Source organism: Clostridium sp. AF37-5, assembly GCF_003477605.1.
Lineage (GTDB): Bacteria > Bacillota > Clostridia > Lachnospirales > Lachnospiraceae > Eubacterium_F.
On record NZ_QUDR01000003.1, the window covers coordinates 78,972 to 104,471 of the forward strand.

General features: G+C 37.9%; 15 protein-coding genes. 14 read left to right on the top strand and 1 reads right to left on the bottom strand.

Going from position 1 to position 25,500, the window contains the following annotated elements:
* Positions 1–107 precede the first annotated feature (107 nt).
* The 13 genes from DW019_RS02895 to DW019_RS02955 all read left to right on the top strand — a co-directional run bounded on the left by DW019_RS02895 (position 108) and on the right by DW019_RS02955 (position 19,253).
* Positions 108–1,991, top strand: a complete 1,884-nt coding sequence (locus DW019_RS02895) for a fibronectin type III domain-containing protein (RefSeq protein ID WP_118442474.1) — start codon at positions 108–110, stop codon at positions 1,989–1,991.
* A 6-nt stretch (positions 1,992–1,997) separates the two neighbouring features.
* Positions 1,998–3,404 carry a serine/threonine-protein kinase gene (locus DW019_RS02900; RefSeq protein ID WP_118442475.1) on the top strand — a complete coding sequence of 469 codons (1,407 nt, stop codon included), beginning with the start codon at positions 1,998–2,000 and terminating at the stop codon, positions 3,402–3,404.
* Positions 3,405–3,416: 12 nt separating this feature from the next.
* Entirely contained in the window at positions 3,417–4,742 is a 1,326-nt protein-coding gene (locus DW019_RS02905; RefSeq protein ID WP_118442476.1) for a hypothetical protein, read from the top strand.
* Between the two features lie 78 nt (positions 4,743–4,820).
* On the top strand, positions 4,821–6,851 hold the full coding sequence (locus tag DW019_RS02910) for a zinc-ribbon domain-containing protein (protein ID WP_243024090.1): 2,031 nt from the start codon (positions 4,821–4,823) through the stop codon (positions 6,849–6,851).
* A gap of 11 nt (positions 6,852–6,862) precedes the next feature.
* Entirely contained in the window at positions 6,863–8,032 is a 1,170-nt protein-coding gene (locus DW019_RS02915; protein ID WP_118442478.1) for a zinc ribbon domain-containing protein, read from the top strand.
* A 57-nt stretch (positions 8,033–8,089) separates the two neighbouring features.
* Positions 8,090–10,624 carry a chitobiase/beta-hexosaminidase C-terminal domain-containing protein gene (locus tag DW019_RS02920; RefSeq protein ID WP_118442479.1) on the top strand — a complete coding sequence of 845 codons (2,535 nt, stop codon included), beginning with the start codon at positions 8,090–8,092 and terminating at the stop codon, positions 10,622–10,624.
* A 34-nt stretch (positions 10,625–10,658) separates the two neighbouring features.
* The gene (locus DW019_RS02925; protein WP_118442480.1) at positions 10,659–11,573 is read left to right on the top strand and encodes a uracil-DNA glycosylase family protein; all 915 of its coding nucleotides are present in this window, start codon (positions 10,659–10,661) and stop codon (positions 11,571–11,573) included.
* 79 nt (positions 11,574–11,652) lie between these two features.
* On the top strand, positions 11,653–12,423 hold the full coding sequence (locus DW019_RS02930; protein WP_118442481.1) for a nitrilase-related carbon-nitrogen hydrolase: 771 nt from the start codon (positions 11,653–11,655) through the stop codon (positions 12,421–12,423).
* Positions 12,424–12,471: 48 nt separating this feature from the next.
* A complete protein-coding gene (locus DW019_RS02935) occupies positions 12,472–13,128 on the top strand; it encodes an ATP-dependent Clp protease proteolytic subunit (protein WP_243024085.1) in 657 nt (218 codons plus the stop codon).
* Between the two features lie 117 nt (positions 13,129–13,245).
* The gene (locus DW019_RS02940) at positions 13,246–15,816 is read left to right on the top strand and encodes a DNA translocase FtsK (protein WP_118442482.1); all 2,571 of its coding nucleotides are present in this window, start codon (positions 13,246–13,248) and stop codon (positions 15,814–15,816) included.
* Complete coding sequence (locus DW019_RS02945) at positions 15,816–16,679, top strand: RimK family alpha-L-glutamate ligase (RefSeq protein ID WP_117478619.1); 864 nt, start codon at positions 15,816–15,818, stop codon at positions 16,677–16,679. The genes DW019_RS02940 and DW019_RS02945 overlap by 1 nt, the downstream gene beginning before the upstream one ends.
* Positions 16,676–17,515: an ATP-grasp domain-containing protein gene (locus tag DW019_RS02950; protein WP_117478618.1), complete on the top strand. Its 840-nt coding sequence runs from the start codon at positions 16,676–16,678 to the stop codon at positions 17,513–17,515. Before DW019_RS02945 ends, DW019_RS02950 begins: the two co-directional genes overlap by 4 nt.
* Positions 17,516–17,582: 67 nt before the next feature.
* Complete coding sequence (locus tag DW019_RS02955; protein ID WP_117478617.1) at positions 17,583–19,253, top strand: formate--tetrahydrofolate ligase; 1,671 nt, start codon at positions 17,583–17,585, stop codon at positions 19,251–19,253.
* Here the strand turns inward: DW019_RS02955 and DW019_RS02960 are convergent.
* On the bottom strand, positions 19,250–20,134 hold the full coding sequence (locus tag DW019_RS02960; RefSeq protein ID WP_118442483.1) for an AraC family transcriptional regulator: 885 nt from the start codon (positions 20,132–20,134) through the stop codon (positions 19,250–19,252). The genes DW019_RS02955 and DW019_RS02960 overlap by 4 nt on opposite strands.
* A 166-nt stretch (positions 20,135–20,300) precedes the next feature.
* Here DW019_RS02960 and DW019_RS02965 point away from each other — a divergent pair, with 166 nt between their 5' ends.
* A complete protein-coding gene (locus DW019_RS02965; protein WP_182431029.1) occupies positions 20,301–25,451 on the top strand; it encodes a glycosyl hydrolase 115 family protein in 5,151 nt (1,716 codons plus the stop codon).
* Positions 25,452–25,500: the final 49 nt, after the last annotated feature.

Below are 25,500 nucleotides of genomic sequence, written 5' to 3' on the forward strand. Positions count from 1 at the left end.
TGCGTTGCTTTTAAAAAAAATACAAAGCAAAATGGACAGGATTATGATATAATCATTAAGTACAATTTTTGTTTTATTATTATTGAGTTAGAGGAGAATATATTAAGATGAGGAGTCGAAAGAAAAGGATAGCAGTTTTTCTTGTGGTTGCATTGTTTATTGGTATTGCGTGCCCATATAATCAAAGAGAAATAAAAGAGATGAAAGCAGTTGAAAATAATGTTTCTTATAAAGATGGAGATGAAATACAGCCGCTTTCTGTTGATTTGTCTGGGCAAAAAACGGTGGTGACGGGAGGTGACATAGTAATTGAAATGTCAGAGGAGATGCTTAATAGAGAAACGGCAAAATATTATTCTTCCGTTGAGTTTACCTATCAATTAAAGTTAAAAGATGAGCAATCAAGAGTTACGGAAAACGTGAGTGAAGAAGAATGGTATTATGATTACATTAGTTGTAGCATTGGATATCGAGAGACCTATCAGGAGACTACAGATTTTATGGCTGATAACGCTTCAAAAAACAAGCGTAAACAGCGTGTATCATTAGGTGAAATGAATTGTGTTAAGTGGGGGAAATATTTAAATGGTGAATTAAATCCATATAAATTTTATTTCCATATTTCGATTGCGAACTATTATCATAGTTCTAGGAATGCAAATTACTACTGGCCACGTGAAGTTGAAGAATTAGAAATAACATCTATAATGTTTATTCCTTATGAGAATGTACATTATGGTGAATCAACGCCATCGCCAATTCCGTCGACCACTCCCGTAAAAACCATGCCTACGCCATATCCGACAAGTTCGTCGGGTATTGATAAGTCTTATAAGACGGGGGCAGTAAGAAATTATCAAGTGGATTTATTACGTTATCAAACAAGCTTTCATAAAAATTGGATTTATTTTGATTTAAAGGACGAATTAAATGAGAATTGGTATCGGGTGGAAAATTATAAGGAAGTAAAAATTCGATACCGGATTCAATATAAAGATAAGGAAGAAAATTCTTGGGGAAATAACATAATGGATTCGATTAAATTTGTTATACAAACCAATTTAGAAGAACTAGATGGATATTCAGATGCAGTAATTAACTATAAAGGTGTAGAAGCAAATAAGCCATTGTATCAATATAGACCATGTGAGAAAAAAGAATTGGAAGCTGTCATGCCGCTTTCTTTTACATATACAACAGGGTGGGGGCAGGAAATCGAACATGCGATTCCAATTGTGGGAATTACGATACAACCATTAACGACGTGGCCAGAAGATTTAGATTCTCTTACGGTTACCGGAATTGAATTTGTGGCAAAAGAGGGAGCGATTTATCCAAGTGCTCCTCCAACACCAAGTATGACACCTACTGCAGCTACATCAACAAAAACTCCGCAAACAAGGAGTACAAATGCACCATCAATCCCGCAAAAAGTAACAAATCTTAAGCTAAAAGCGGGAAAGAAAAAGCAGATTAAGATTTCTTGGAACAACCAAAAGCAGGCAGATGGTTATGAGGTTTACCGTTCAACGAAAAAGAACAAGGGCTACCAAAAGATAGCAGAAGGTTTCAAGAATAACTGCAGTTTTACAGATTCAAAAGTAAAGTATGCCAAAAATTATTATTATAAAGTGCGTGCTTATTACTTAAACGGGAAGGATTATCAGTATGGTGTTTTTTCGGATGTAAAGAAACTGATGTTGAGACGAAAAGCACCGGAATTCAATCTAAAAAGGAAAGTAACAACGGATGGAATCCATTATATAAGTATTCGGTTAAAAACATGTTCTGACCCATATTTGCAAATGTGGGTTCGGTTTGGAAAAAAGAAATACAAGAAAATTCCTTTATCCAAACACAAGATTAAGAAGAATACTGTATTAAACTTTAAGTACACACCTGGAAAGGGAAAGATAAGCTTTCGGATTCGAAGCTACCGGGTGCAAAACAAAAAAAGAGTGTACAGTAAGAGTAAAACAAAAAGGATTTAGTAAACCATGGGATACGAATTAACAAAAGGAACAAAACTAAATAATCGTTATGTGATTGAGTGTACACTTGGCAGTGGTGGCTTTGGAACAACCTACAAGGCAATGGACACTTTAATTGATGTTCCGGTGGCGATTAAAGAGTATGAAAACAGCAGTGAAAAAGACCGGAAAGTAGCACAGCGTGAAGTGAAGATGGCTGCTCGTTTTTATGCACTGGATGGAATTGCCTCTGCCCGTGACTTTTTTGTTGTTGATTCGATTTCATATATTGTAATGGAATATGTTGAGGGCGAGAGCCTGAAAAAACATGTTAGAAATTATGGGACGATGAAGGGAGAAGATGTTCTTACAAAATTAAAACCTGTGATAGAGTCTCTCTGCGTGATACATAAAGAAGGAATTATTCACCGTGATATTAGCCCGGATAATTTAATGGTGACAAAAGGTGGAAGTATTCAGCTTATTGATTTTGGTGAGGCAAGAAATTTTGAAGAACAGAGAAACAAGGAATTAACGCTTGTTTACAAGCGTGGCTATGCACCAATTGAGCAGTGCAGGCAGCGAGGAAAACAAGGAGCGTTTACCGATGTTTATTCGCTGTGTGCGACCATATATTTTGCGATTACCGGAATTGACCCGGATGATTCGGTTGAACGAATGATTGCGGACCATATGAAGCCACTGCATGAATTTTATGGTACAGGCTTGAGTGAGCATGAAATTCACGTGATTGAGCGAGGACTTTCCGTTGATGCGAAAGACCGGTTCCAAACAATGGATGAATTGTTTGAAATGCTGTATGAGAAAAAAGAGTTATCAGAATTTTCAGGTAAAGCAAATGCTGATAAAGGAAATACAACATATCATCCTTTTAATACGGCTCATATTATGCGTGAAATCGATGATTTTTATGATAAGAAGAAAGGACGCAAAAAAGGAAGAACTGCTTCCAAAATATTTATAGCAGGTTTGATTGCGGTTCTGCTTGTGGTCGTTATTTCTGTCTTTCAAAACAAATCGGAAATAAACAAAAGACCGGTGGTGGCTGCCCCTCAAACAACAATGCCGGCGACAAGTGTACCAACGCCAACAGTAACACCATTTACTGTTACAATTGAAAATTATGTCGGGTTAGAAAAAAAGGCGGCAGTAGAAAATCTGAAGAAATTAAAAGACGAAGGTTTGACCGTGCGTTTCCAAACAAAATACAGCAAAAAGGCGAAAGGTACGGTGATTGAACAGAATATTCCGGCAGGGGAAACGTATTCCGATGTATCGAAAAAAACGCTGCGGCTTACAATTAGCAAAGGAAAGAAAAAAATTGTTGCTACGCCGAAACCGACAGCTACGCCGAAACCGGTGCCAAAGAAATCAAAAGTTAAATTTAATGGTGACTTAGATTCACTGTCATAACAGGAGAACATAATGGAAGAGGAAGAAAAGAGACGTATTTTTCATGAAATGATGCAAAAGTGTTTTATGAAATGCGACCGTTTCATGATTGAAAAATGGAAAACAACTGAAAAACCACTCAGTCAAGTAATTGAGGATGAGGTTAGGCAAAATGCTTATTATAACTTTTATGATAAAGTGTCAAAGGCAAAAATCGCCTCACGTCCAACCATTCAAAAATGGTTTGGTATTCATGGACAGTCGATGCCAAAAAGAGAACAGATTATTCATCTGGCATTTGTCTGTCAGTTTTCAGTGGATGAAACAAGAGAATATTTTATGTATGCTATTTCTGAACACGATTTTCAGGTGAATGATTATCACGAGATGATTGCTTTGTACGGTTTGGAAAATCATATGACTTATGAGCAGTATAAGGAGATGGTTGCTTATTTTGAACAATACAGCGATTGGAATGTGCCTGTTCGGCAGACGGCACACACGGACGAGATTTTAAGGCGTTATGAGCCGGTAAAAAATCTTGACACAAAAGAATTTCTTGTGTGGATGCGAAAAAACGAAGCATTATTTAAAGGCTACAGCATGACAACCTATCAAAATTATATGGCATTGTTAGAGAAAGCACTGGCTTTTTTCAGAAAAGATATCAAACAATGTTTGTTTACTGCCTTAGAAGATGTCGGATTTTTTTCTTGGCTGAAAAACAATGACATTAAGAAAGAAGACTACGGAAAAGAAATACGGCGTTTTATAAAGAATCAGACCCGGTTGGTAAAAAGCCCGTTATCCAAAGAAAAAGTGAAAGAAATACAATTTTTGACGAAGATGGCATATAGTCCGCTTCGCCGTGTCTCGGATTTGATTGTAGAAATTTATGATGGTATTCATTTTCCACATACACGGTTTGGAGATATGAAGCGGAATTTGCTGCAAAAAGAAATTGGTGCAGTGGATGCGAAATATATTTCTGATATTAGTTCGATTGCTAAGCAAAAAGAAAAGGAAATGCGGCTTTTGCAGGCGTATACCAAGTGTCGAACCGGTAAGACGGATGGCGAAACAAAATTACAGGAATTGGAGAAAGAAATTCGTAAACAGCGTCAGCGCACGCATAACATACGTCGTGCAGATTTGCTTGTCCTGATTCATTATGTGGTTTTGAAACAGTCAGGAGAGGAGTCGCCGGAAGTCGTGAAAAAGGAATTTGTAGCGATGGCAGACAGCATACTGAATTTATGCGGTATGCGTCCGATGGATGATAAATACCCATTAGATTATTTACTGCTACAGTGCTTTGGAAGTGTTGATGTGTATACGTTGACGGATGTTTTGGAATAGATGTGAGATAGGAAAGACGGCGGTGAGCCGTCTTTTTTGTGTGCAAAAAAAAGAAAGGGGAATGGACAAGTGGGTGGTATGATAGGAGTAAGTTTTGAAGAAGGGAAGGTGTTATTTATGAAAATCTGTGTCCATTGTGGAAATGCAATGAATGACGAGGCAAAATTCTGTGTAAATTGTGGAACCCAGGCAAATGGATATAGCAATTACACGTATCAATCGCAGCAAAATCGCAATTTTTTTGATAATCGCCAAATGCTTAGGCAAAATATTGGAACAAGAGAAATGGTTAGTGGAATTATTTGGATTTGCGTTGGTGGAATACAAACATTAATATCTATTTTTGCATTTTGGTATTTGATATTTGTTGGTATTTGGAATATAGTATTTGGAATTAAGCGAGTAAATAAAAAAGAAAAACTGTTATATATGTCAATTGATGAGATTTATAATGACTATTCGAGTCGTTTATCATCTATTATTGTTTTCCTGGTGTTAAATGTACTTTTTGGTGGAATCATAGGTATTGCAGGAGCAATTTACGATTTGGTTGTTAGAAATTATGTGATACAAAACATTCAACAGCAAAAGACATATATAGGTAATGGAATGCCGTCAAACAACCAAGTTTCATATCAGCCAATGAATCAAAGTCATGAATATATAAATAAACATCTGGATGAAACAAACAATACATTTATTGCACAAGAAGAAAAAAATCCAGACAATATAGATAAAAAAACTACCGATGCGATTCAACCGTTACTAACACGTGCAAATATGTTCTTGGAAGATGCTAATTGGGAGAAAGTAGAACAATATACGGAAAGAATTTTGGATTCTTATCCTGAATGTGCGGAAGCATATTTGCTTAAATTGATGGCTCAATTACGTGCGCAAAATATATATGACCTGATTAAACGCGATAATGGTTTTGAAAATAATATAAATTTTCAAAGATTTTTACAATATGCAGATGAAACAAATGCAGAACAGGTAAAACTTTTAAAGTATGAGCCTATTTACATAAGAGCTGTAGAACTTTTAAAATATGCGAAAGGAGAAGGAGCCTGTAATGAAGCAAAGAAAATGTTTCGAACGATTCCTGAGTATAAGGATGCAAATGAGCAAATAAAGGAATGTGAAATAAAAAAGGAAAAGCTAAAAGAAGAAAAGTACTATGACTTAGTAAAAAAATTTAATGGGGCACGTACAAGTGATGACTACATAAATATTCTATTTAAATTTTATGAATTACAAGATTATAAAGAGACTTCTGATTATATTTCGGAATGCGAAAAGAATATTGCTTATATTAATGCAATCAATGAAATAAGATATAGCAGTAATGTTGTAGCTCTTGAAAAGACAAAAAAATTATTTTTGGGATTTGCCGGTTTTAAGGAATCCAACAAGTATATTGAAAAAATTGATGAAAAAATTTTAATGTTGAAAAAACGTAATAAAAGAATAAAAACGATAATTATTATTGCACTTATTGCTGTGTTTGTACTGATTGCAGTTAAATTAACAAGTTCATTTTTGTATTATCGTTCAGATGATTATAAACTGCTAAAAGCAAAAGAGTTTATGGCGAATGAACAGTATTCACAAGCAATGGAGTACTTGAATGATATGGAAGATAAAAAAGTGGCAAATCAACAAATCAAAAAAATACAATGCAAGGAGGCCAAAAGTTATTTTGAAAAAGAGGAATATGATAAAGCAATTGCGATTTATCACAAATGGGGAGAAAAAGAAGAAGAGAGAAAGGTGATACAACAAAAGGCGTTAATGTTATTATATGAAAATAAGTTTACGGAAGCAATAAAACTCTATGAGCAGATAAAGGATGAGGATAACCTTATTTTGGCGTATGATAGACTGGCTAGATATTATCGTGATTCTGGTGAATATGACAAGGCAATAGAAATTTATAATAAAATTGATTCTGAAGAGGGAAAAGAATCAGTATATGAGTTTCAGGCATATAATTTGATTGACCAAAAGCGATATGATGAAGTTGAAAAATTGTATAAGTACATTAAAAATGAAAATGTTATAAAGGATATACAAGAAGAAGTGAGTAGACAAAAAACTGAAAACTGAGGAGGATTTTTATGATATGTAAATATTGCGGAACACTTGTTTCCGACGAAATGAAATTTTGTACGAACTGTGGTAAAAAAATGGAAAGAAAAACAAGCTATTGTACTAATTGCGGGAATATAATTAATTTTAATTCAAAATTTTGCAATATATGCGGAGCACCAACTATTATAGCGGAAAAGATGAAAAAAATACGAGTAAGTAAGGTGTATTCGTTAATTATGTTAGCAATTACGGCACTTGTTGTAGCTTTTGTGCCCTCAGTTACCTTAAGTGGAAGTGATATAGCAGACAACATATTTTACAGTAACGCAAATCAGGTTAGAGTAGCAGTTGATCATGGCGCAGTGGGAATTATGTCTAAATGGCCTAATTTTCATTCAGCAAAAGCTATTCTATTGCCTTTATTATTAGTTAGCCTCAGTATTCTTGTAATATCGGCAGGGTTGCATTTTATTAATAGGTGGTGGCCGGCGATGATTCCGGTAGTGGTATTTGCAGGCATTGTTATATTTAGTGATTTTTTGCTTTATAATTCATTGCGTGACCAGTGCAAACATTTTGGATTCGGATTCTTATTACATATTATATGTATTGTTTTACTGGCAGGCTCCTTTTCATTAAACCGTTACCGGACAAAAATGCGGCAAGATGCAGTTTCTAAAGGAATGCGATATAAAATGCAAAAACCTGAGATAATTGCAATTATTGGTGTGGCGTGTTTTGTTGCTGTTGCAACTGTGTTTTCTATTGTTAAATATACGCATAAGTACACGGAATATTTTCTAGAAACTCCACAAGCATTTTATACAGACCGGATGGAAGCTGTAAAACAAAGTGCTAAAGAAGTTATACAATTGAAAATACCAAGCGAAGATGATATTTCTGAATACCGGGTGATGGATTACGAAGGTGATGGGAATGGAAGGTATGTAGTGCTTATGGGTAAAGATGGATATAGCGAATATTATTATGCGGTGTGTATCACGGCAGTAGATATATATACTGGTTATTATCACTACAGCGATAATGTGAGTAGTGGTTATAATCCTGATTACGTTATGGATGAAGCAAAATCAAAAGATTGGGGGGGAGAAAATTATGATGCAGTGGATTATGAGCAAGAGTTAAAAAAGGGGGACAGGGTACCATATAGTTGGAGTTCTAATTATGTTGGATAAAATATAGGAAAGAAAGGAAAAGTATAGTGATAAATTAACACTATATCGGAGAAAAATATGAGAAGAAAAACAATAGCTATTTTATTATGTTTTGCGGTGATAGCCGGATTGATTCCTAACAAGGAAGTGATGAATGTAACGGCTAAAGAAAAAAAGGTGTATTCTAAATCGGTAGTGAAGGCGAATAATTATTCGGATTACGAGGAAATTAAAACGCCGGAAGATATGGACAAATTAAATTATGTAGTAGATGGAAAATATTGCTTGTCTGCAGATATTGATATGTCCGAATATGAGGGGACCTATAAGCCGGCGGAAGGTTTTCGTGGTGTGCTGGATGGAAGGGGACATACAATTAAGAATTTACATTCGGTAGTGTTTGACAGTATCGTTGGTTCTGCTACCGTGAGAGATTTGAAAATAAAAAATTCAAATATAGGAAGTGATGATTATGGTAAAGGGTTCCTGATTAATACAATTGATTTTGCGTATGATGGTCTTAAAGGAAAAATATTAATAGAAAATGTTGACGTAGAAGGGAAAGCAGATGTATCAAAATATCAGAAAGGAGAAAGTGGTTCATTTGCCGGAATATGTTCTTATGTAAATATTCATAAGGAAACGCAGAGTGTAAAAATAAATAATTGCAGCGTCAATATTAAGATGTCAACAGATACAGGTAATTATGCAATTTATTATGGAGGAATTATAGGCGGAACAACACGTAATTCAAAATCAACATTAGAAATCAGTAATTGTGTTTCGCTAGGCTCGATAAAAAGTTCTGATACAGACAGTATGGTGGGTGGAATTGCAGGAGAAGCTGACTATGTTAATACTACCAATTGCTATGCTGATATGGAATTAGAAGGTAACTATGTCGGTGGCCTCGTTGGATATGCAGAAAATGTAATGATTGAAAATTGTATGTCCCAAAGTTATGTAAATGGTTCTTGTGTTGGAGGTTTGGTTGGATGCGGAGATGAAGTAAGTCAGCAGTATATTATATCAAGCGTTTCATTAGAAGAAAAAATTAGGGGTACACAATTTGCTGGAACAGTAATTGGAAAGTCGTATGCAATGATAACTATAAAAAATGTATTTACATACTCAAAATTATATGACGAATTAAATCGAACTTATCTAACAGATAAACAGGGAACTGCGCTGAATTCAATGCAGCTAACCGAGCAAAGTGCATTTCCGGGACTAGACTTTACAGATACATTTGCATGCGTTCCCGGTGTCAATGGCGGAAAGATTTTGCTAAAGAAATTAGGTAAATATTTTGTGACCGATAGTCCAACAATTGAAGTTAAGAATGTAAACGAAAATGAAAAAAGAATTATTATGCATAGTGATGCTCCAAGTGCGAAAATTTATTATTCAAATATGGATGATGAAGTCACGACAAGTTCAACTTTGTATACAACGCCATTTTCAATTTATGGAACTACTTATTTCAAATTAATTGCTGTTGCCGATGGTTACGGGGCAAGTGCACCAACAGAAATGACAGTAAAGTTTCAGGTTTCAAAACCTACGGTAAGTATTGAACAGGGAAATTATAAACAAGCACTATCAATTCAGTTGTCTTGCGGTACAAAAGGGGCAGTAATTTATTATACAACGGATGGAAGTTCTCCTACTACCGGCTCAAAGAAATATACGGGGACGCCAATAGTGTTCGATAGTAATGGTACTTATACAATTAATGCTATTGCAGTAAAAAGCGGCTGGATAAGTAGTGAAGAATTAGTTAAGACTTATAATATTAATTTGTCAGAAGTATCAAGGCCGACAAATACTCCCGTGCCTACTGCTCAACCGGATATGAGGAATACGGTAAAAACGCCGACAGCCAATATGAACAGCGGAACTTATCATGGAGCTGTTGTTGTAAATTTAAATTGTGATACAAGTGGTGCAACAATTTATTACACAACTGATGGCTCTATGCCAACCATTTATTCTAATGAATATTTGGGACTTCCTATTTTGTTTAATCAGAACGGCAAATTTACTTTAAGGGCAATTGCTGTAAAAAATGGCATGAAAAATAGTGCGGAATTGGCAGTAGTGTATAATATTGAGGATTTAAACGCAGGCAATTCTTCAGGGGATGCTGCGGATAATGAATGGTCTTGGGATGATGATAGTGATGCTGCGGATAAGCAAACAAATAACAAATCATCCGCGAAGGCCGTCAAGGTAAAAAAGCCAGGCAAAGTTCACAGTGTCAAAGTGAAAAAGAAAAATGCAAAGAAAGTGACTACGAAATCACGATACACTTTGTCTTGGAAAAAGGTGAAAGGCGCAACTGGTTATGAGGTCCAGCTATATAATTATTCTGCATATCGAAGAACATGTACAATAAAGAAAAAAACGATTAAAACCAAAAAGAGTTCTTTGAAAAACAGAAAATTATATTGGTATATTGTTTTGTCAAGGGCACCTGAATTTGCATTAACCGGAAAAGTACGCGTCCGAGCGTACAAGAAACAAAAAGGTAAAACTGTTTATGGAAAATATTCGGGCTGGAAATCTATAGCAACAAAAAAACAAATCAAAGAGTTTATGAAATATAATTAATGTAGATTAAGTTTATACAGAAAGGATGACATTTATGAAAATGACAGCAGAAGAATGCAGAAATAAATTAAATGAGTTTAACTTCTCATGTGGCTATAGAAAATATGATGAGAATGTATATTATCATATCTGTAGTATCCTAAATGAAAAGGGGAAAGTATGTTGTGGAAAATTAGATTTGGAAGATAAATCGAGCAAACATATTATCACTCAAACCTATCTTGAAAATTTAAGTGTGTTAGAGAATACTCCTTTTACATATGGAATTATTTCTAATGGTAATCATGGTTTGGATTTATTAGATATTTATAATGAGAATCACAGAGATGATATGATAGACTACGGGCCTTTTGATGAGGATAAAAGGGTTTTGCTTGTATTTGATTCGCCAAGTAATAAATTAGAGGACTGTTTTGGCTATGATGTTCTTAATCAAAACATTGAAGAACTACTTAAGCATAATGAACCAGTAGGGGAGTATCTCTGTACTCATTTGTGGCGTTCCCTTGATTTACAGGATGATTGTAAAAATGTAGAACGCTTGACAGGACAAAAAGATTATGGACAGATGATTGTATCTTTTATGAACAAGCATCAATTAAAAAATGTGTACACGACAAATTTGTTCCGATATGAGATTACATCAGCAAATGAAGAAAAGTATGTACCATTTGCAGAATTAAATCGGAGTGGCTGCAAGAATGTAGTAGACGATGTATATAAGAAAATATTCTTGGAGGAAATTGCGTTATTTCAGCCACATACAATTGTAGCAGTTGGAACAGAAGTTTATAATTTTTTGAATAACAAAGAAAATTGGAATTTACTGTTAGAAAGATATACAGATAAAGCGGATGAACCGAAATTAACCTGGGTATATCATCCGGCAGGACGTGTTTCAAAAGAAAAGAAAGCTGCTCGTTTTGATGAAATTGTAAAAGATATTTAAAGATATTTAATATTAGCCCCCCTTTGCCCCTTCCCCAAACCTATGTTATACTTGGGGAAGAAGACAAAGGGGGCTTTTTATGTCTAAAAAAATTGCGCTTACAAACATGGACATTGTCTGGGAAGATAAAGAAGCAAATAAGTTTCAGTGTGAGGAAATGATACAGGAGGCGGCGGATGAACACGCTGACATCATTTTGTTTCCGGAGATGACATTGACCGGATTTTCTCTCCGAGTTAAAGAGATGGCAGACTATCATGAGGAGACAATTGCATATTTTTCGGCTCTTTCTGCAAAATATTCTATAATGATTGGCTTTGGTTACATTACCATGCCGGATGAGTTTGGGCGAAATCATTTTTGTTTTGTTGATGAAAATGGAAGTGTGCTTGCTGACTATGAGAAAATCCATCCATTTACGCATGGTTGTGAGACAAAGGCGTATCGAGGGGGCAGTGAAATCTGTCATATTTCCGTGGATGAAATGCACCTTGGTATGGCAGTCTGCTACGATTTGCGTTTTCCTGAAATGTTTCAGCAGATGCCGCTTGATACAAATGTTATCTTTTTGATTGCAAACTGGCCGGAGAGCCGCATTAAGCAGTGGTATTCGCTGCTTACGGCGAGAGCGATTGAAATGTCCTCGTATGTGGTAGGCGTAAATCGAACTGGCGAGGGAGATGGAATCCAATATACAAAAAGTTCAGCTGCCTATGCACCGGATGGAAGCATGATTTCGCCGGACTCTAAAAAATGGAATGACTATGTAACTCTTGATTTTTCAGAAGAGGTATTTCAAAAAACGATTTTTTCAAGAAGTGACAGACGACCGGAAATTTATCAGGGATAAAATTTTATGATTTAGGAAATACTGTTTCGTATCAAATGGAAGTCAAAAATGACAGGAAAGATGAGGGCGAAACAGATGGAACAGGATGCAGTAAAAGAATATGGCATGGTAATGAATGAAGGAATCTTGACGTTATCTATTATTGGGGAGATTGAGGGACATGACTGCTTATCACAAAATGCCAAAACAACCAAATATGAGCATATTTTGCCGATTTTAGCAAGGGCAGAGCAGGACGAAAATGTAAAGGGAATTTTATTTCTTATGAATACCGTCGGTGGTGATGTTTCATGCGGACTTGCATTGGCGGAAATGGTTCACTCCTTAAGTATGCCGACAGTTTCCTTGGTCATTGGGGACAGTCATTCGATTGCTGTTCCACTTACCGTGGCGGCAGACTATTCTTTTATTGTTCCATCGGCGACTATGATTATTCACCCGGTACGAATGAGTGGTATGGTACTGGGAACACCACAGACATATCGTCAGTTTCAACAGATTCAGGATAGAATTATTTGTTTCGTGGCAGAGCATAGCCGCATTTCCAAAGAAAATTTAGAAAAGTTAATGATGAATACGAGTATGCTGTCCAAAGATTTAGGAACCGTTTTGGTTGGAGAGGATGCGGTGATGGCCGGACTTGTTAATGAGGTTGGAGGAATTGATAAGGCTTATCAGAAACTGAGAGGGTTGATGAATAAATAAACATCTGTTCGATAAAACACTTGCGGGAAAAAGCGATTCAGTGTATAATATAATTTCAGTACGCTGCGAATCAATTGGCAGATATCGTACATGTTAGTTGTGTCTGGGGAGGATTTTATGGCTACAAAGAAAACAACAAAAAATACGAAGAAGCGTGGACGTCCGGCATCGAAATCAAATACGAAACGGACGGCTTCTTCGAGAAAGAATACATCGAAAAAGACAAAGCAGGCAAGCCCATTGGCAAGAGAGATTGTGTTTCTTGCTCTTTTTGTGTTTGCCATTTTGTCACTGCTTAGTTTGTTCCAAATGTGCGGCGTGTTTGGCAAAGGGTTAAGTGCCTTGCTGTTTGGACTGCTGGGAGCACTGGCGTATGTTTTCCCGGTTTATCTGGTTGTGACTGCAGGTTTGTATCTGGCAAATGCGAAGAATCAAAGACTGCGTCACAAGGTCTGGTATAGTGCCGGCATTTACTGGAGTGTGTGCGGATTATTTCAGTGGGTGGTAAATGACCCTGTGCAGAATGTATGGGAAGTCTATACTGTTTGTGCTGAAAATCACGGTGGTGGTGGTTTCTTCGGTGGAATTTTATCTTTTGAACTGGCACGTGTGCTCGGAAGAGCAGGTTCTTTTATTGTGATACTGGCGCTGTTTTTATTGTTCTTTATGCTGTTAAGCAAGAAACTCATTTTTTCTTCCATTCAGCAGATGTATAAAGAGCGTGAGACGGATGAAGATTATTATTATGAGGAACCGGAACCGGTGTATTCTCGTGGAAGACAGATGAGCACCTATACATTTGATAAAGAAGAAACGTCAAAAGCAAAGCCAAAGAAAGAGACGAAAAAGAAACGGGCAAAGAAAGCAGAAGCAGAAATTCAGGAAGATAAGAATAAACTTCCTCAAAAAGAAATTAAACCGGAAGCCCAGATGGAAGAGGTGGTGCCGGAAGTACAGGATTTGTCGGAAATCAATATTATCCGTGGCGGAGAAGAGCCGGTTAGAGAATCAAGTGTTTACGAAAAAGAATTAGAAGAAAAATTTGGTGCATCAAAGAAAACACAGAGCGAACCAAAAACACCTACAAAAACAGATACGGTGGATGAGCCGGTGAAACAAAAGAAAGAACCGGTTAAGATAACCAAAGAAGATAAAAAAGAAATGGATGCAGTACATAAGGATTTGTCAAAGGCTGCGACGGAACAGATTCCGTATCGTTTTCCTTCGCTTGATTTGTTGAACAAACCAAAGAGCAATGGAAAACGTATGGACAATTCTGAACTTCGTGCGACGGCGGCTAAATTGCAGTCAACGTTAGATAGTTTTGGCGTGCGTGTCAAGATGGGAGACATCAGCCTTGGACCAAGTGTAACTCGTTATGAACTGATTCCGGAACAGGGGGTTAAAGTCAGCCGCATTACCGGATTGAATGATGATATTAAACTGAGTCTGGCGGCATCGGATATTCGTATTGAAGCACCGATTCCCGGAAAAGCGGCAGTTGGTATCGAGGTGCCGAATCCGGCGAGGGAAATGATTACGTTGCGTGAGTTATTAGAGAGCAGTGAGTTTACGAAGGCGAAATCCAAAGTCACATTTGCCGTTGGTAAAGATATCAGCGGAAAAACAATTGTTACGGATATTGCAAAAATGCCGCATTTATTGATTGCCGGTGCGACTGGTTCCGGTAAATCGGTTTTGATTAATACGCTGATTATGAGTATTATTTATAAAGCGGATCCGAATGAAGTAAAAATGATTATGGTTGACCCAAAGATGGTGGAACTGACTGCATACGAAGATATTCCACATTTGATGATTCCGGTTGTGAAAGATCCGAAGAAGGCATCGGCAGCACTTGGCTGGGCGGTAGCAGAGATGACCGGAAGATATCAGAAATTTGCCGATGCAGGTGTTCGTGATATCAAATCCTATAATGCGAAAATGGACAAACTGACAAACAAAGATGACCCGGATTATCAGAAGATGCCACAGATTGTTATTATCGTAGACGAGTTCGCGGATTTGATGATGGTTGCACCGGGAGAAGTAGAGGATTCCGTGTGTCGGTTGGCGCAGCTTGCCCGTGCAGCAGGAATTCATCTGGTTTTAGCAACACAGCGTCCATCGGTTAATGTTATTACCGGGTTAATTAAGGCGAATATACCATCACGAATCGCTTTGTCGGTTTCTTCCGCCGTGGATTCACGAACTATTATTGATTCGGCAGGCGCAGAAAAACTGTTAGGAAATGGTGATATGTTGTTTGCACCGCAAAATCTGCCAAAACCAATTCGTGTACAGGGAGCATTTGTTTCTGATGAAGAAAGAGATTCCGTTGTCAGCTTCTTAAAAGAGCAGAGCAACGGTCCATCCTATAACGAAGAAGTAACAAAGCATATTGACACGGCACCGGTACCGGGAGCAAAAAATGATTCTAATACTGCCCATGGTGGTGCACCGGAACAAGACGAATTATTTGTCGAGGCTGCCAGATTTATCATTGAAAAAGATAAGGCATCCATTGGTCTTTTGCAGCGTATGTTCCGAATTGGCTTTAACCGTGCGGCACGAATTATGGACCAGCTTTCGGATGCGGGTATTGTTGGACCGGAAGAAGGTACCAAACCGAGACAGATTTTGATGTCGAGTGAACAATTTGAAAATTATCTTGAGGAGAATGGCTGATGAATGGCTGGCTGATTGTCAATGGATTTTTACACACCAAAAAGTTTTCTGAACTGACAGATTTATTTTTGCTGGCGGCGAAACGGTGTGGTGTGTCACTAACCGTTTATACAAATTGTGAAATTCTTGTAGATGTGCAGGAAAAGATAAAAGAAAAACCGGATTTTGTTTTGTTTTGGGATAAAGATATTTTACTTGCAAAATTTTTAGAAAATCAGAAAATTCCGGTCTATAATAGCAGTGAGGCAATTAGAATCTGCGATGATAAGCGGTTAACTTATCTGGCATTACAGGAGAATAAACTACCAATTCCACAGACGATATTTGCACCGATGACATATTCGACCATTGGATTTAATCAGTATGATTTTTTGCATGCAGTGGAAGAAAAACTCACATATCCATTTGTAGCAAAAGAGGCATTTGGCTCCTTTGGCGAGCAGGTGTATCTAGTGCAAAATAGAGAAGAACTTTTAGCGGTGATGAAACAGTCGGATTCGGTAGAATTTTTGTTTCAGGAAATGATAGAAAACAGCACCGGAAGAGATGTCAGACTTCAGGTTGTTGGTGATGAAGTAGCAGCGTCCATGTACCGGTATTCGGAAAATGATTTTCGTGCTAACATAACCGCCGGAGGTAAGATGAAAGATTACACACCGTCAAAGGAAGAATGTGAACTTGCGGTTAAAGCGTCTCATGCAGTTGGAACTTCTTTTGCAGGAGTTGACCTTTTGTTTGGCAAAGACGGTCCGATTGTTTGTGAAGTAAATTCGAATGCACATTTTAAAAATATACAAACCTGCACCGGTGTGGCGGTTGCGGATAAAATCGTGGAATGGATCATAAAGGATGTTAGAAAATGACAAAACGATGGAATGGTTTACTAGTTTATGATAAAGAAGGCTCAAAAAGAAATGCTTCCTACATTAAAATGCATGAAGAAGCAGGTGAAAAGTTAAATATGCCGATTCATTTTTTATATGACACAGATGTGATGGAATATTTAGAGACAAATCGGGAATCTGTTGATTTTTGTATGGTTCGCACAATCTGTCCTGCTTTGACAAAGCAAATTGAGGCGAGGGGGATTCCCTGCTTTAATTCTTCTTTTGTGTCAGAAATCTGCAATCATAAAGGAAAAACCTATGATTATATTTTGAAAAACTGCGAAATTCCGCTGGTAAAAACAAAGACGTTTCAAAATGTTGAGTTGTCCGAAAAATTATTAAAGGAGTATCCGGATTATGTAATAAAAGCGGTGGATGGACACGGTGGAAAACAGGTTTTTTTGACAAACGAATCCTTTGACTCGATTCAAAAGGGAATCGCCGGTTCAGATTTTATTTTACAGCCATTTGTCAAAGGATCCGGCGTGGATTTACGTGTATATGTCATAGGCAAAGAAATTGTCGGTGCTGTGAAGCGTCAGGCAAATAACAGTTTTCGGGCAAATTTTTCTTTGGGCGGAAGTGTTACATCATACCAATGCGATAAAGAAATTATTGATTATGTAAATCAGGTTGTTCAGGTGTTTGATTTTGGCATGGTTGGTATTGATTTTATTTTAGATGAAAACAATCATTGGCTTTTAAATGAAATTGAAGATGTTGTCGGTGCCAGAATGTTATATCAGTGCCAGCCGGATGTTCATTTGTTGGAGCAATATTTTACATTTGTTTCTGATAAATTATTGCATTAGAACAAGATAGTGTGTATAATACAAGTTATGTTAACAGATATTGTGCTTTGAAAGATGGAGGTAGAATATGAAATCAGATATTGAAATTGCAAGAGAGGCGAATATGCTGCCGGTTCAGACAGTAGCAGAGAAATTAGACATCACTGCGGATGAATTGGATTTATATGGAAAATATAAAGCAAAATTGACGGACGAACTCTGGGAGCGAATTAAAGACCGCCCGGATGGTAAACTTGTCCTTGTGACAGCGATTAATCCAACACCGGCCGGTGAAGGAAAGACAACAACGACGGTTGGACTCGGACAGGCGATGGATAAGATTGGGAAAAAGGCAATTATTGCTTTGCGTGAGCCATCGTTAGGCCCTTGCTTTGGATTAAAAGGTGGTGCTGCCGGCGGCGGTTATGCACAGGTTGTACCGATGGATGATTTGAATCTTCATTTCACGGGAGATTTTCATGCGATTACTTCGGCAAATAACCTTCTTGCGGCAATGCTTGATAATCATATTCAACAGGGAAATAAACTTAACATTGATCCAAAACAGATCGTATGGAAACGCTGCGTCGATATGAATGACCGTGTACTTCGTAATATCACGGTAGGACTCGGACGCAAGGTGGATGGTGTGACAAGAGAAGATCATTTCATCATCACGGTAGCATCCGAAATCATGGCGATTCTTTGTCTTGCAGACAACATGAAAGATTTGAAAGAACGTTTGGGAAGAATTATTGTTGCTTATACTTATGAAGGAAAACCGGTTACGGCAAAAGAAATTAAAGCAGTAGGCGCGATGGCTGCACTTTTGAAAGACGCTATTCGTCCGAATATGATTCAGACTTTGGAGAATACGCCGGCACTTGTGCATGGTGGTCCATTTGCCAATATTGCTCACGGCTGTAATAGTGTCCGTGCGACAAAGACAGCTTTGAAATTAGCAGATTACACAATTACGGAGGCTGGTTTTGGTGCTGACTTAGGAGCAGAAAAATTCTTAGATATCAAATGCCGTATGGCTGATTTGAAACCGGATGCCGTTGTACTTGTTGCTACGGTTCGTGCCCTCAAATACAATGGCGGTGTTAAAAAAGAAGATTTATCGGAAGAAAATCTTGATGCATTGAAAGCCGGTATTGTAAATCTGGAAAAACATATTGAAAACATTGCTAAATTTGGTGTGCCATGTGTTGTTACATTGAATCAGTTTGTAACTGACAGCGAAGCAGAACTTGCATACGTTAAGGAGTTCTGTGAGGCGAGAGGCTGTGAGTTCGCACTTTCCAAGGTTTGGGAAAAAGGTGGCGAAGGCGGCATTGAGTTAGCACAAAAAGTAATTGACACAATTGAGAATAAAGAGAGTAATTTCCATTATCTCTATGAAAATGATTTGTCGATTGTTGAAAAAATTGAGACAATTGCAAAAGAAATTTATGGAGCAGGAGAAGTTATCATTGAGCCGGCAGCAAAACAACAGATTGCACGGATTGAGTCGCTTGGGTTTGGCTCTATGCCGGTATGTATGGCGAAAAATCAGTATTCTTTGTCGGATGATAAAACAATCCTTGGCAGACCGGAAGGCTTCCCAATCCATATCCGTGATGTCTATGTTTCTGCCGGAGCAGGATTTGTCGTTGCCATTACCGGCACAATTATGACTATGCCGGGATTGCCAAAAGTGCCGGCTGCCGAAGGAATTGATGTAAATGACGATGGACAGATTACCGGTTTGTTCTAATTGTCCTTTTTATCGGAGCAGAAACGTGCAAATTCTTTTGGAGAAATTTTCTCCATTTTGAGAAAGGCACGGTAAAAAGTAGAATAATCACGAAATCCTACATCTTGGTATACAACAGAGGGGAGCATCCCCTCTGTTATTTTTTGTTTTGCCATGCTGATTCGTTTTAGTATAATATAATTATGTACGGTTCGGTCGGTCTGTTCTTTGAATAATTTTGCCAGCGTAAATTTATTTAGATAAAAGTGACCAGCTAACTGCTCCAGTGATAAATCCTCTTTGTAATGTTCATTAATATAAGACAGTACCTTATCAATCAAAGGATTCACGTGTGTCGCTTTTCTTGGCTTCATATCTAAAAGAATGTGTTTGTTTAGCAGTGTAACAGCCTCTAAAATATGAGCACGGTTTAACATTTCTTTTTCGCGGAATTCTCTCTTTGAATTCTGGTAAATCCCCATAAAACACTCAAATATGCGCTCAAAATCATCAGAATCGGCAATATTAAAATGATACCGTTTGTTTTCTTTTGCCAGTTCAATCGGCTCTAATAGAGAGTATTCATTAAACCCGAAGGAGGATAGGCAGGCAGGGGTAATATACATATAGGTGCGGTCATATTCATCATTTAGTTGTTCTTCTGAAGTGAGAAGAAGCTGATGAATTGTATAGGGAGGAATAACCATAATGTCTCCACGTTTTACTTTATATATGCGGCCTTCAATAAACAGCATAACAGAGCCACTGAGATAGATATAAATTTCATAATAATCATGCGTATGGGCAGGAATTATTGGAAAATGGTCGTTTGTTGTCTTTCGACATTCATAATAGTAATCGGTTGAAATCGGATGGTCCGATTCATGAAGTAAATAGCGCATAAACAAATCCTCCTCGTCATCATTCTTTTCTCTGATTATAGATTTATCTCATGTTTTTTGTCAAGATATTCAATTTTTTCAATCTAAAACACATTTTTTGCAATCGAAATTGTATTTTTTGTAAGATATAATGAAATCACTATATAACGATAAGGAGTTGGTATATGTGAAAAAGAACACAAAGATGTTCCAAAGAAGTTTGACAGCATTTTTAACAGCTGCGTTGGTTACAACTTCTTTTGGGGGACAAGGAATCGTTTTTGCACAGGCAAAGAAGAAGGCTTCGCCTTCTGTGAGTCTTACAGTGACGAATCCGGCAATTTCTATGCTTTCGCTGAAAAAAGGTGAAACTTTTCAGTTGAAAGTAAAGGTGACGCCGAAAAAAAAGGCAAAAAAGGTAACATTTCGCTCAACGAAATCCTCGATTGTTTCGGTAAACAAAAAGGGAAAATGTAAGGCGAAAAAGGCAGGTAAAGCAAAGGTTATCGTTTCTTGCGGAAAGAAAAAAACAGTGATTTCTGTTACGGTAACAAAGAAGCTTAAAAAAGTAAAGAAAGTAACACTTAGTAAAAAAAGTGCCAGTTTATTTTGTGGCAGTTCGCTGAAATTAACAGCAAAACTGACACCGGCGAAAACAACAAAAAAAGGTGTTGTTTACCGTTCATCAAAATCATCCGTTGCATCGGTAAGCAAAAAAGGAGTTGTTATGGCGAAGAAGAAAGGTACCGCTGTGATTACTGCTTATGCAAAGGATGGACGTGGTGCGAAGGCAGTGTGTAAGATTACAGTGAAGGAAAAAAGTGCGGTAACAAAAGCTCCGGCAGTTCATACAAGTAAACCACAGCCGACAAAAGACCCGCTGATTACTGAACAGAAGGCAGGTTACTTTACGATTGCAGCAAAGGATTCTGCAGCAAGTCTGTACTTAGATGCCAAAGGAGAAGATTACGATGGATTATCACTGATTGCAGCTTCCGTTGCCAAAGACATTTCTCTTGTTACAAAAGAGAAAGCAAAGGCAAATGTCATAACTAAGACAGAATCATTGAAGGAATATGCAATTATTGCCGGCTCCATCGGAAACAATGCGATAATTGATTCCTTGATTGAGCAGGGAAAAGTAGATGCCTCCCAGATAAAAGGAAAGCGCGAAGTTTACCGCATTCAGGTGGTAGAAAATCCGGTAGCTAATGTAAAAAAGGCAATTGTCGTTATCGGAAGTGATAAGCGTGGAACGATTTACGGTCTTTATCATATTTCTGAGAAAATGGGTGTTTCTCCATGGGTTTACTGGGGCGATGCTACACCGGTTGCTAAAGATGTAGTTCAGATTCCGGAAAAGGAATTAACGGTTACATCCAAAGAACCATCCGTAAAATATCGTGGTATTTTCCTAAATGATGAAGCTCCATCACTGACTAGTTATGCAAAGAAAAAATTTGGCGGATATAATCAGTATTTTTATGAAAATGTCTATGAATTAATTTTACGCTGTAAAGGAAATTATTTGTGGCCGGCGATGTGGTCGAATACTTTTAGCGAGGACGGTAAGGGAACGAATAAGTTAGCCAATGCAGAACTCGCCGACAAATACGGTATTGTTATGGGAACCTCTCATCATGAGCCACTTTGTCGTGCCGGTGTGGAATGGCAGAATAAATATCGTCAGTACGGCACAAGCAACGCATGGGATTTTAATACGAACGAAACTGCCATCACAAAATTTTGGGAAGATGGTGTGACAAGAAATAAAAACTTTGAAAATGTTTATACCCTCGGCATGCGTGGCGAGTCGGATTCTTCTTTGTCAGGAACAAAAGAAGAAAATATTGCACTTTTGAAAAAAGTAATTACGGCGCAGAAAGATATTTTGAAAAAGAATAATTTATCGGATGCCCCTCAGGTTCTTACTGTTTATAAAGAAGTAGAGGACTACTGGCATGGCACAGATAAAGCAGAGGGATTGAAAAAATGGGATGTTTTAAATGACGTAACCATTATGCTCTGCGATGATAACTTTGGAAATATGCGTACGCTTCCAACGAAGGAGGATAAAAATCGAAAAGGCGGTTATGGTATGTATTATCACTTTGATTACCATGGCGGTCCGACTTCCTATGAATGGGTAAATACAGTTCCTCTTACTAAAACTTGGGAACAGATGAATATGGCATATGAGCATGGCATTGATAATATCTGGATCGTTAATGTTGGTGATTTGAAGCCGATGGAGATGAATATTTCCTATTTCCTTGATATGGCATATGATTATGATACATGGGGAACAAATGGAAAAGATAAAATTACTGAATATCGTAAAAACTGGGTAAAACAGCAGTTTGGCGAAAACACATCGGATTCTCTTGTGAATGAGATGGAGATGCTGTTGGATGATTATACATGGTTAAATGGTTCCGGCAAACCGGAATCCATCAATTCGGCAACTTATGATTCAGTAAATTATAATGAAGGCAGAGAAATGCTTGTCAAAGTGGATGACATGATACGAAGAGCGAAAGCGTGTCAGAAAGAGATTCCATCGGATTGGCAGGCGGCATACTTTGAACTTGTCTATTTCCCGGTTGTTGCATCGGCAAATGTGACAAAAATGCAGATATTAAGTGGCATCAATAAATATTTGGCGAAAAATAACAGTGTGGCAGCAAATTTATATGCAGCTGAGCTGGAACAAGCGGTGGCACTGGATAAGGAATTACAGAAAACTTACAACAAAAATATGCCGGGCGTCGGTGACAAGTGGGATGGTATGATGAGTTCTCCTCATGTCGGCTTTGTGACATGGAACTCAACCGGCTGGAGTTATCCAAAAGCAGTCTGGGTGAAACCAGCGGCTGATGGTAAAATGATGGTTACGATGGAAAATGAAGAACAGGCTGTCGAGGCATCAGAAAGTGGTACATTATCCGATTTTACAAATCTGAATCAGGAATCTTATACAGTAACTGTTTCCAATCAGGGAGCGAACAGTTTTGCTTATACGATAACTCCTTCGGAGGACTGGATTGTTGTAAGTAAGAAATCCGGCACAGTAAAATCGCAGGATGCGTTTGAGGTATCGGTTGATTTTTCAAAGGTCAAAAAAGATGCTTCCGGATCCGTTAAAATTCAAAGCGGCAGCCAGACCATTACACTTAATGTTAATGCAAAGGTATATGATACATCTTCCTATGCAGACAAGACATATGTTTACACAAATGGATATGCCTCCATTCTTCCGGGAAATTATGTAACGGCAAAAGAAGGCGGCAATAATACAGCATTCCATGTTTTTGACGGTTATGGAAAAACCGGACAGTCAATGAAAATTCTTCCGACAAATGCGGATAAGACAAAGACGATGGAAGAAGCTGCCTATGCAGAATATGCAGTATGTGTTCCGGAAGATGGAGAGTATAAATTTACTGTTTATACAGCACCATCCAATAATCTGGATCGTGATAAGGTTTGCATATCGTATGGTTATTCGATTAATGGGGAAACATTAATTGAGAAAAATACAGTAGATGCCGATACGTTTTTGGCTGGAGAATACAGTGGTTCATGGGCAAATGATGTGAAAGTAAATGGCAGAAAGCAGGAGAATAATATCCACCTAAATGCTGGCGTGAATGCGATTCGTATATATTCTGATGACCCTGCATTCCTGCTTCAGAAATTGGTTGTTTCTGAAAAATCGGTCAAAAGCTCTAATGCCGGGCCGAAAGAAAGTTATTATGTTGGTAAAAAACAGACAAAAGAAACAACGCTTGCAGGTGTTCTTGCAGATGAAAATGTACTTCCGGGAACAATTACCACGGAAAAAACAACATATCAGGCAGGTGAAACCTTTAGTGCCAAGGGAATTGTATCAGAATCGGAAAGCTATTTTGCCGGTTTAGATGCAAAATCGGACAATGCAGCAAAGGTAAAAATTTCATGTGGAGACCGGACATTTGGTACCGTAACAATTGGTAAAGAGCAGGCACTGTATGAGGCGGCAGATATGGCAAAACTGGATGCCGGCAGCCAGACGTTTACAATGACCGTCGTATCCGGTAATGTCAGCGTGAGCGGAGTAACCGTCCGCACTCGTGATTATGCGAAAGTTCCGGGAAGTATTTCAGCTTCTGATTATGAAGGAGTTAAGGCAGCACATACTAATTTACAGGCAAAAAAGGACATGACATATTCTTATCTTGCGCAGGTTGAAAAAGATGATTTGTTTGTATTTTACCTGAAAGGAAAGTCCGACGGAAAAGCTTTTGTAACACTTAAATGGAATGACCAGACAATTGGAGAAGTTCAGTTATCCGATACCATGCAAGAGTATATGTTAGATGGTGCAATGGATTTGACGCCGGGGCTTGGTAACATCACAATGGAAGTGACGGGAGCGGATGCGGTAATTGAATCGCTGTCTTCTAAAGTGTATGAAGATGAAGAAAGTCTGCCGGTTTCCATTACCGCAACGAGTGAAGAAACTTCAAATGCAGCAGAAAATGTATATGATAAGGATGAAAAAACAACATGGAAGCCACAATCAACGGATGCAAATCCTATGCTTACATTTGACTTTAAGGATTCTTATCAGTACGACCGATTTATGATTCAGACAAAGGATTCATCGCTTGGCAGTTATGAGGTTCAGGTAAAACAGTCAGATGATACATGGAAGACGATATATACCGGAAAATCAAGCGATGACGGAAAGACCATTTTTGTTCAGGGTAAAGAAGCAATTGAAAGCACACAGGTACGGTTTGTTTTTGCAGATACGAACGTAGAAGTTTCAGAAATAACTTTGACGCCGTATGTCAACTGGGCAATGAAAGATGCAGTAAAACTTGCCGGACAGAAGAAAAGTGGTGGTGGTTCTTTCACTGTTCCAAACTCTGTCGTGGATGGAGATCGAATTACGAAAGGTTTGGAAACTGGTGTTGGAGGAAGCAGTGATACAGACCGTCATGAAGTTACGATGACGTTTAGTGAGCCAAAAAGTATCAATGTGGTTCGTCTCTTTACTTTGCAGGAAAGCGAGTCTGCGAGTGCAGGGACCGGTGTGATACCGGACTTGACGATGACATCTGAAAAGGCACAGTATTCATACCGTATTTCCTATTATGAGAATGGAAAATGGACCGAGATGGGAGCCACTGTAAGACCGGATGCCGGAATAAATCCGAAAGTAACAACGGAAGTTTCATTGAAACGAAAAGTAAAAGCATCCAAAATCAAAGTGGAGATTTATACAAGCCACTGGATTCGAATTAATGAATTAGAAGCTGTGGAAACACATCAGTTTTCTGCGGTAAAGTAAGAATGTAATCGGAACTTTTAAAATTGTATTTATAACGGTTTTATGTTAC

Excerpts from the sequence above, each read along its gene's own strand:
- DW019_RS02895 (WP_118442474.1), top strand. The coding sequence starts at position 108 with ATGAGGAGTCGAAAGAAAAGGATAGCAGTTTTTCTTGTGGTTGCATTG.
- DW019_RS02900 (WP_118442475.1), top strand. The coding sequence starts at position 1,998 with ATGGGATACGAATTAACAAAAGGAACAAAACTAAATAATCGTTATGTG.
- DW019_RS02905 (WP_118442476.1), top strand. The coding sequence starts at position 3,417 with ATGGAAGAGGAAGAAAAGAGACGTATTTTTCATGAAATGATGCAAAAG.
- DW019_RS02910 (WP_243024090.1), top strand. The coding sequence starts at position 4,821 with ATGATAGGAGTAAGTTTTGAAGAAGGGAAGGTGTTATTTATGAAAATC.
- DW019_RS02915 (WP_118442478.1), top strand. The coding sequence starts at position 6,863 with ATGATATGTAAATATTGCGGAACACTTGTTTCCGACGAAATGAAATTT.
- DW019_RS02920 (WP_118442479.1), top strand. The coding sequence starts at position 8,090 with ATGAGAAGAAAAACAATAGCTATTTTATTATGTTTTGCGGTGATAGCC.
- DW019_RS02925 (WP_118442480.1), top strand. The coding sequence starts at position 10,659 with ATGAAAATGACAGCAGAAGAATGCAGAAATAAATTAAATGAGTTTAAC.
- DW019_RS02930 (WP_118442481.1), top strand. The coding sequence starts at position 11,653 with ATGTCTAAAAAAATTGCGCTTACAAACATGGACATTGTCTGGGAAGAT.
- DW019_RS02935 (WP_243024085.1), top strand. The coding sequence starts at position 12,472 with ATGACAGGAAAGATGAGGGCGAAACAGATGGAACAGGATGCAGTAAAA.
- DW019_RS02940 (WP_118442482.1), top strand. The coding sequence starts at position 13,246 with ATGGCTACAAAGAAAACAACAAAAAATACGAAGAAGCGTGGACGTCCG.
- DW019_RS02945 (WP_117478619.1), top strand. The coding sequence starts at position 15,816 with ATGAATGGCTGGCTGATTGTCAATGGATTTTTACACACCAAAAAGTTT.
- DW019_RS02950 (WP_117478618.1), top strand. The coding sequence starts at position 16,676 with ATGACAAAACGATGGAATGGTTTACTAGTTTATGATAAAGAAGGCTCA.
- DW019_RS02955 (WP_117478617.1), top strand. The coding sequence starts at position 17,583 with ATGAAATCAGATATTGAAATTGCAAGAGAGGCGAATATGCTGCCGGTT.
- DW019_RS02960 (WP_118442483.1), bottom strand. The coding sequence starts at position 20,134 with ATGCGCTATTTACTTCATGAATCGGACCATCCGATTTCAACCGATTAC.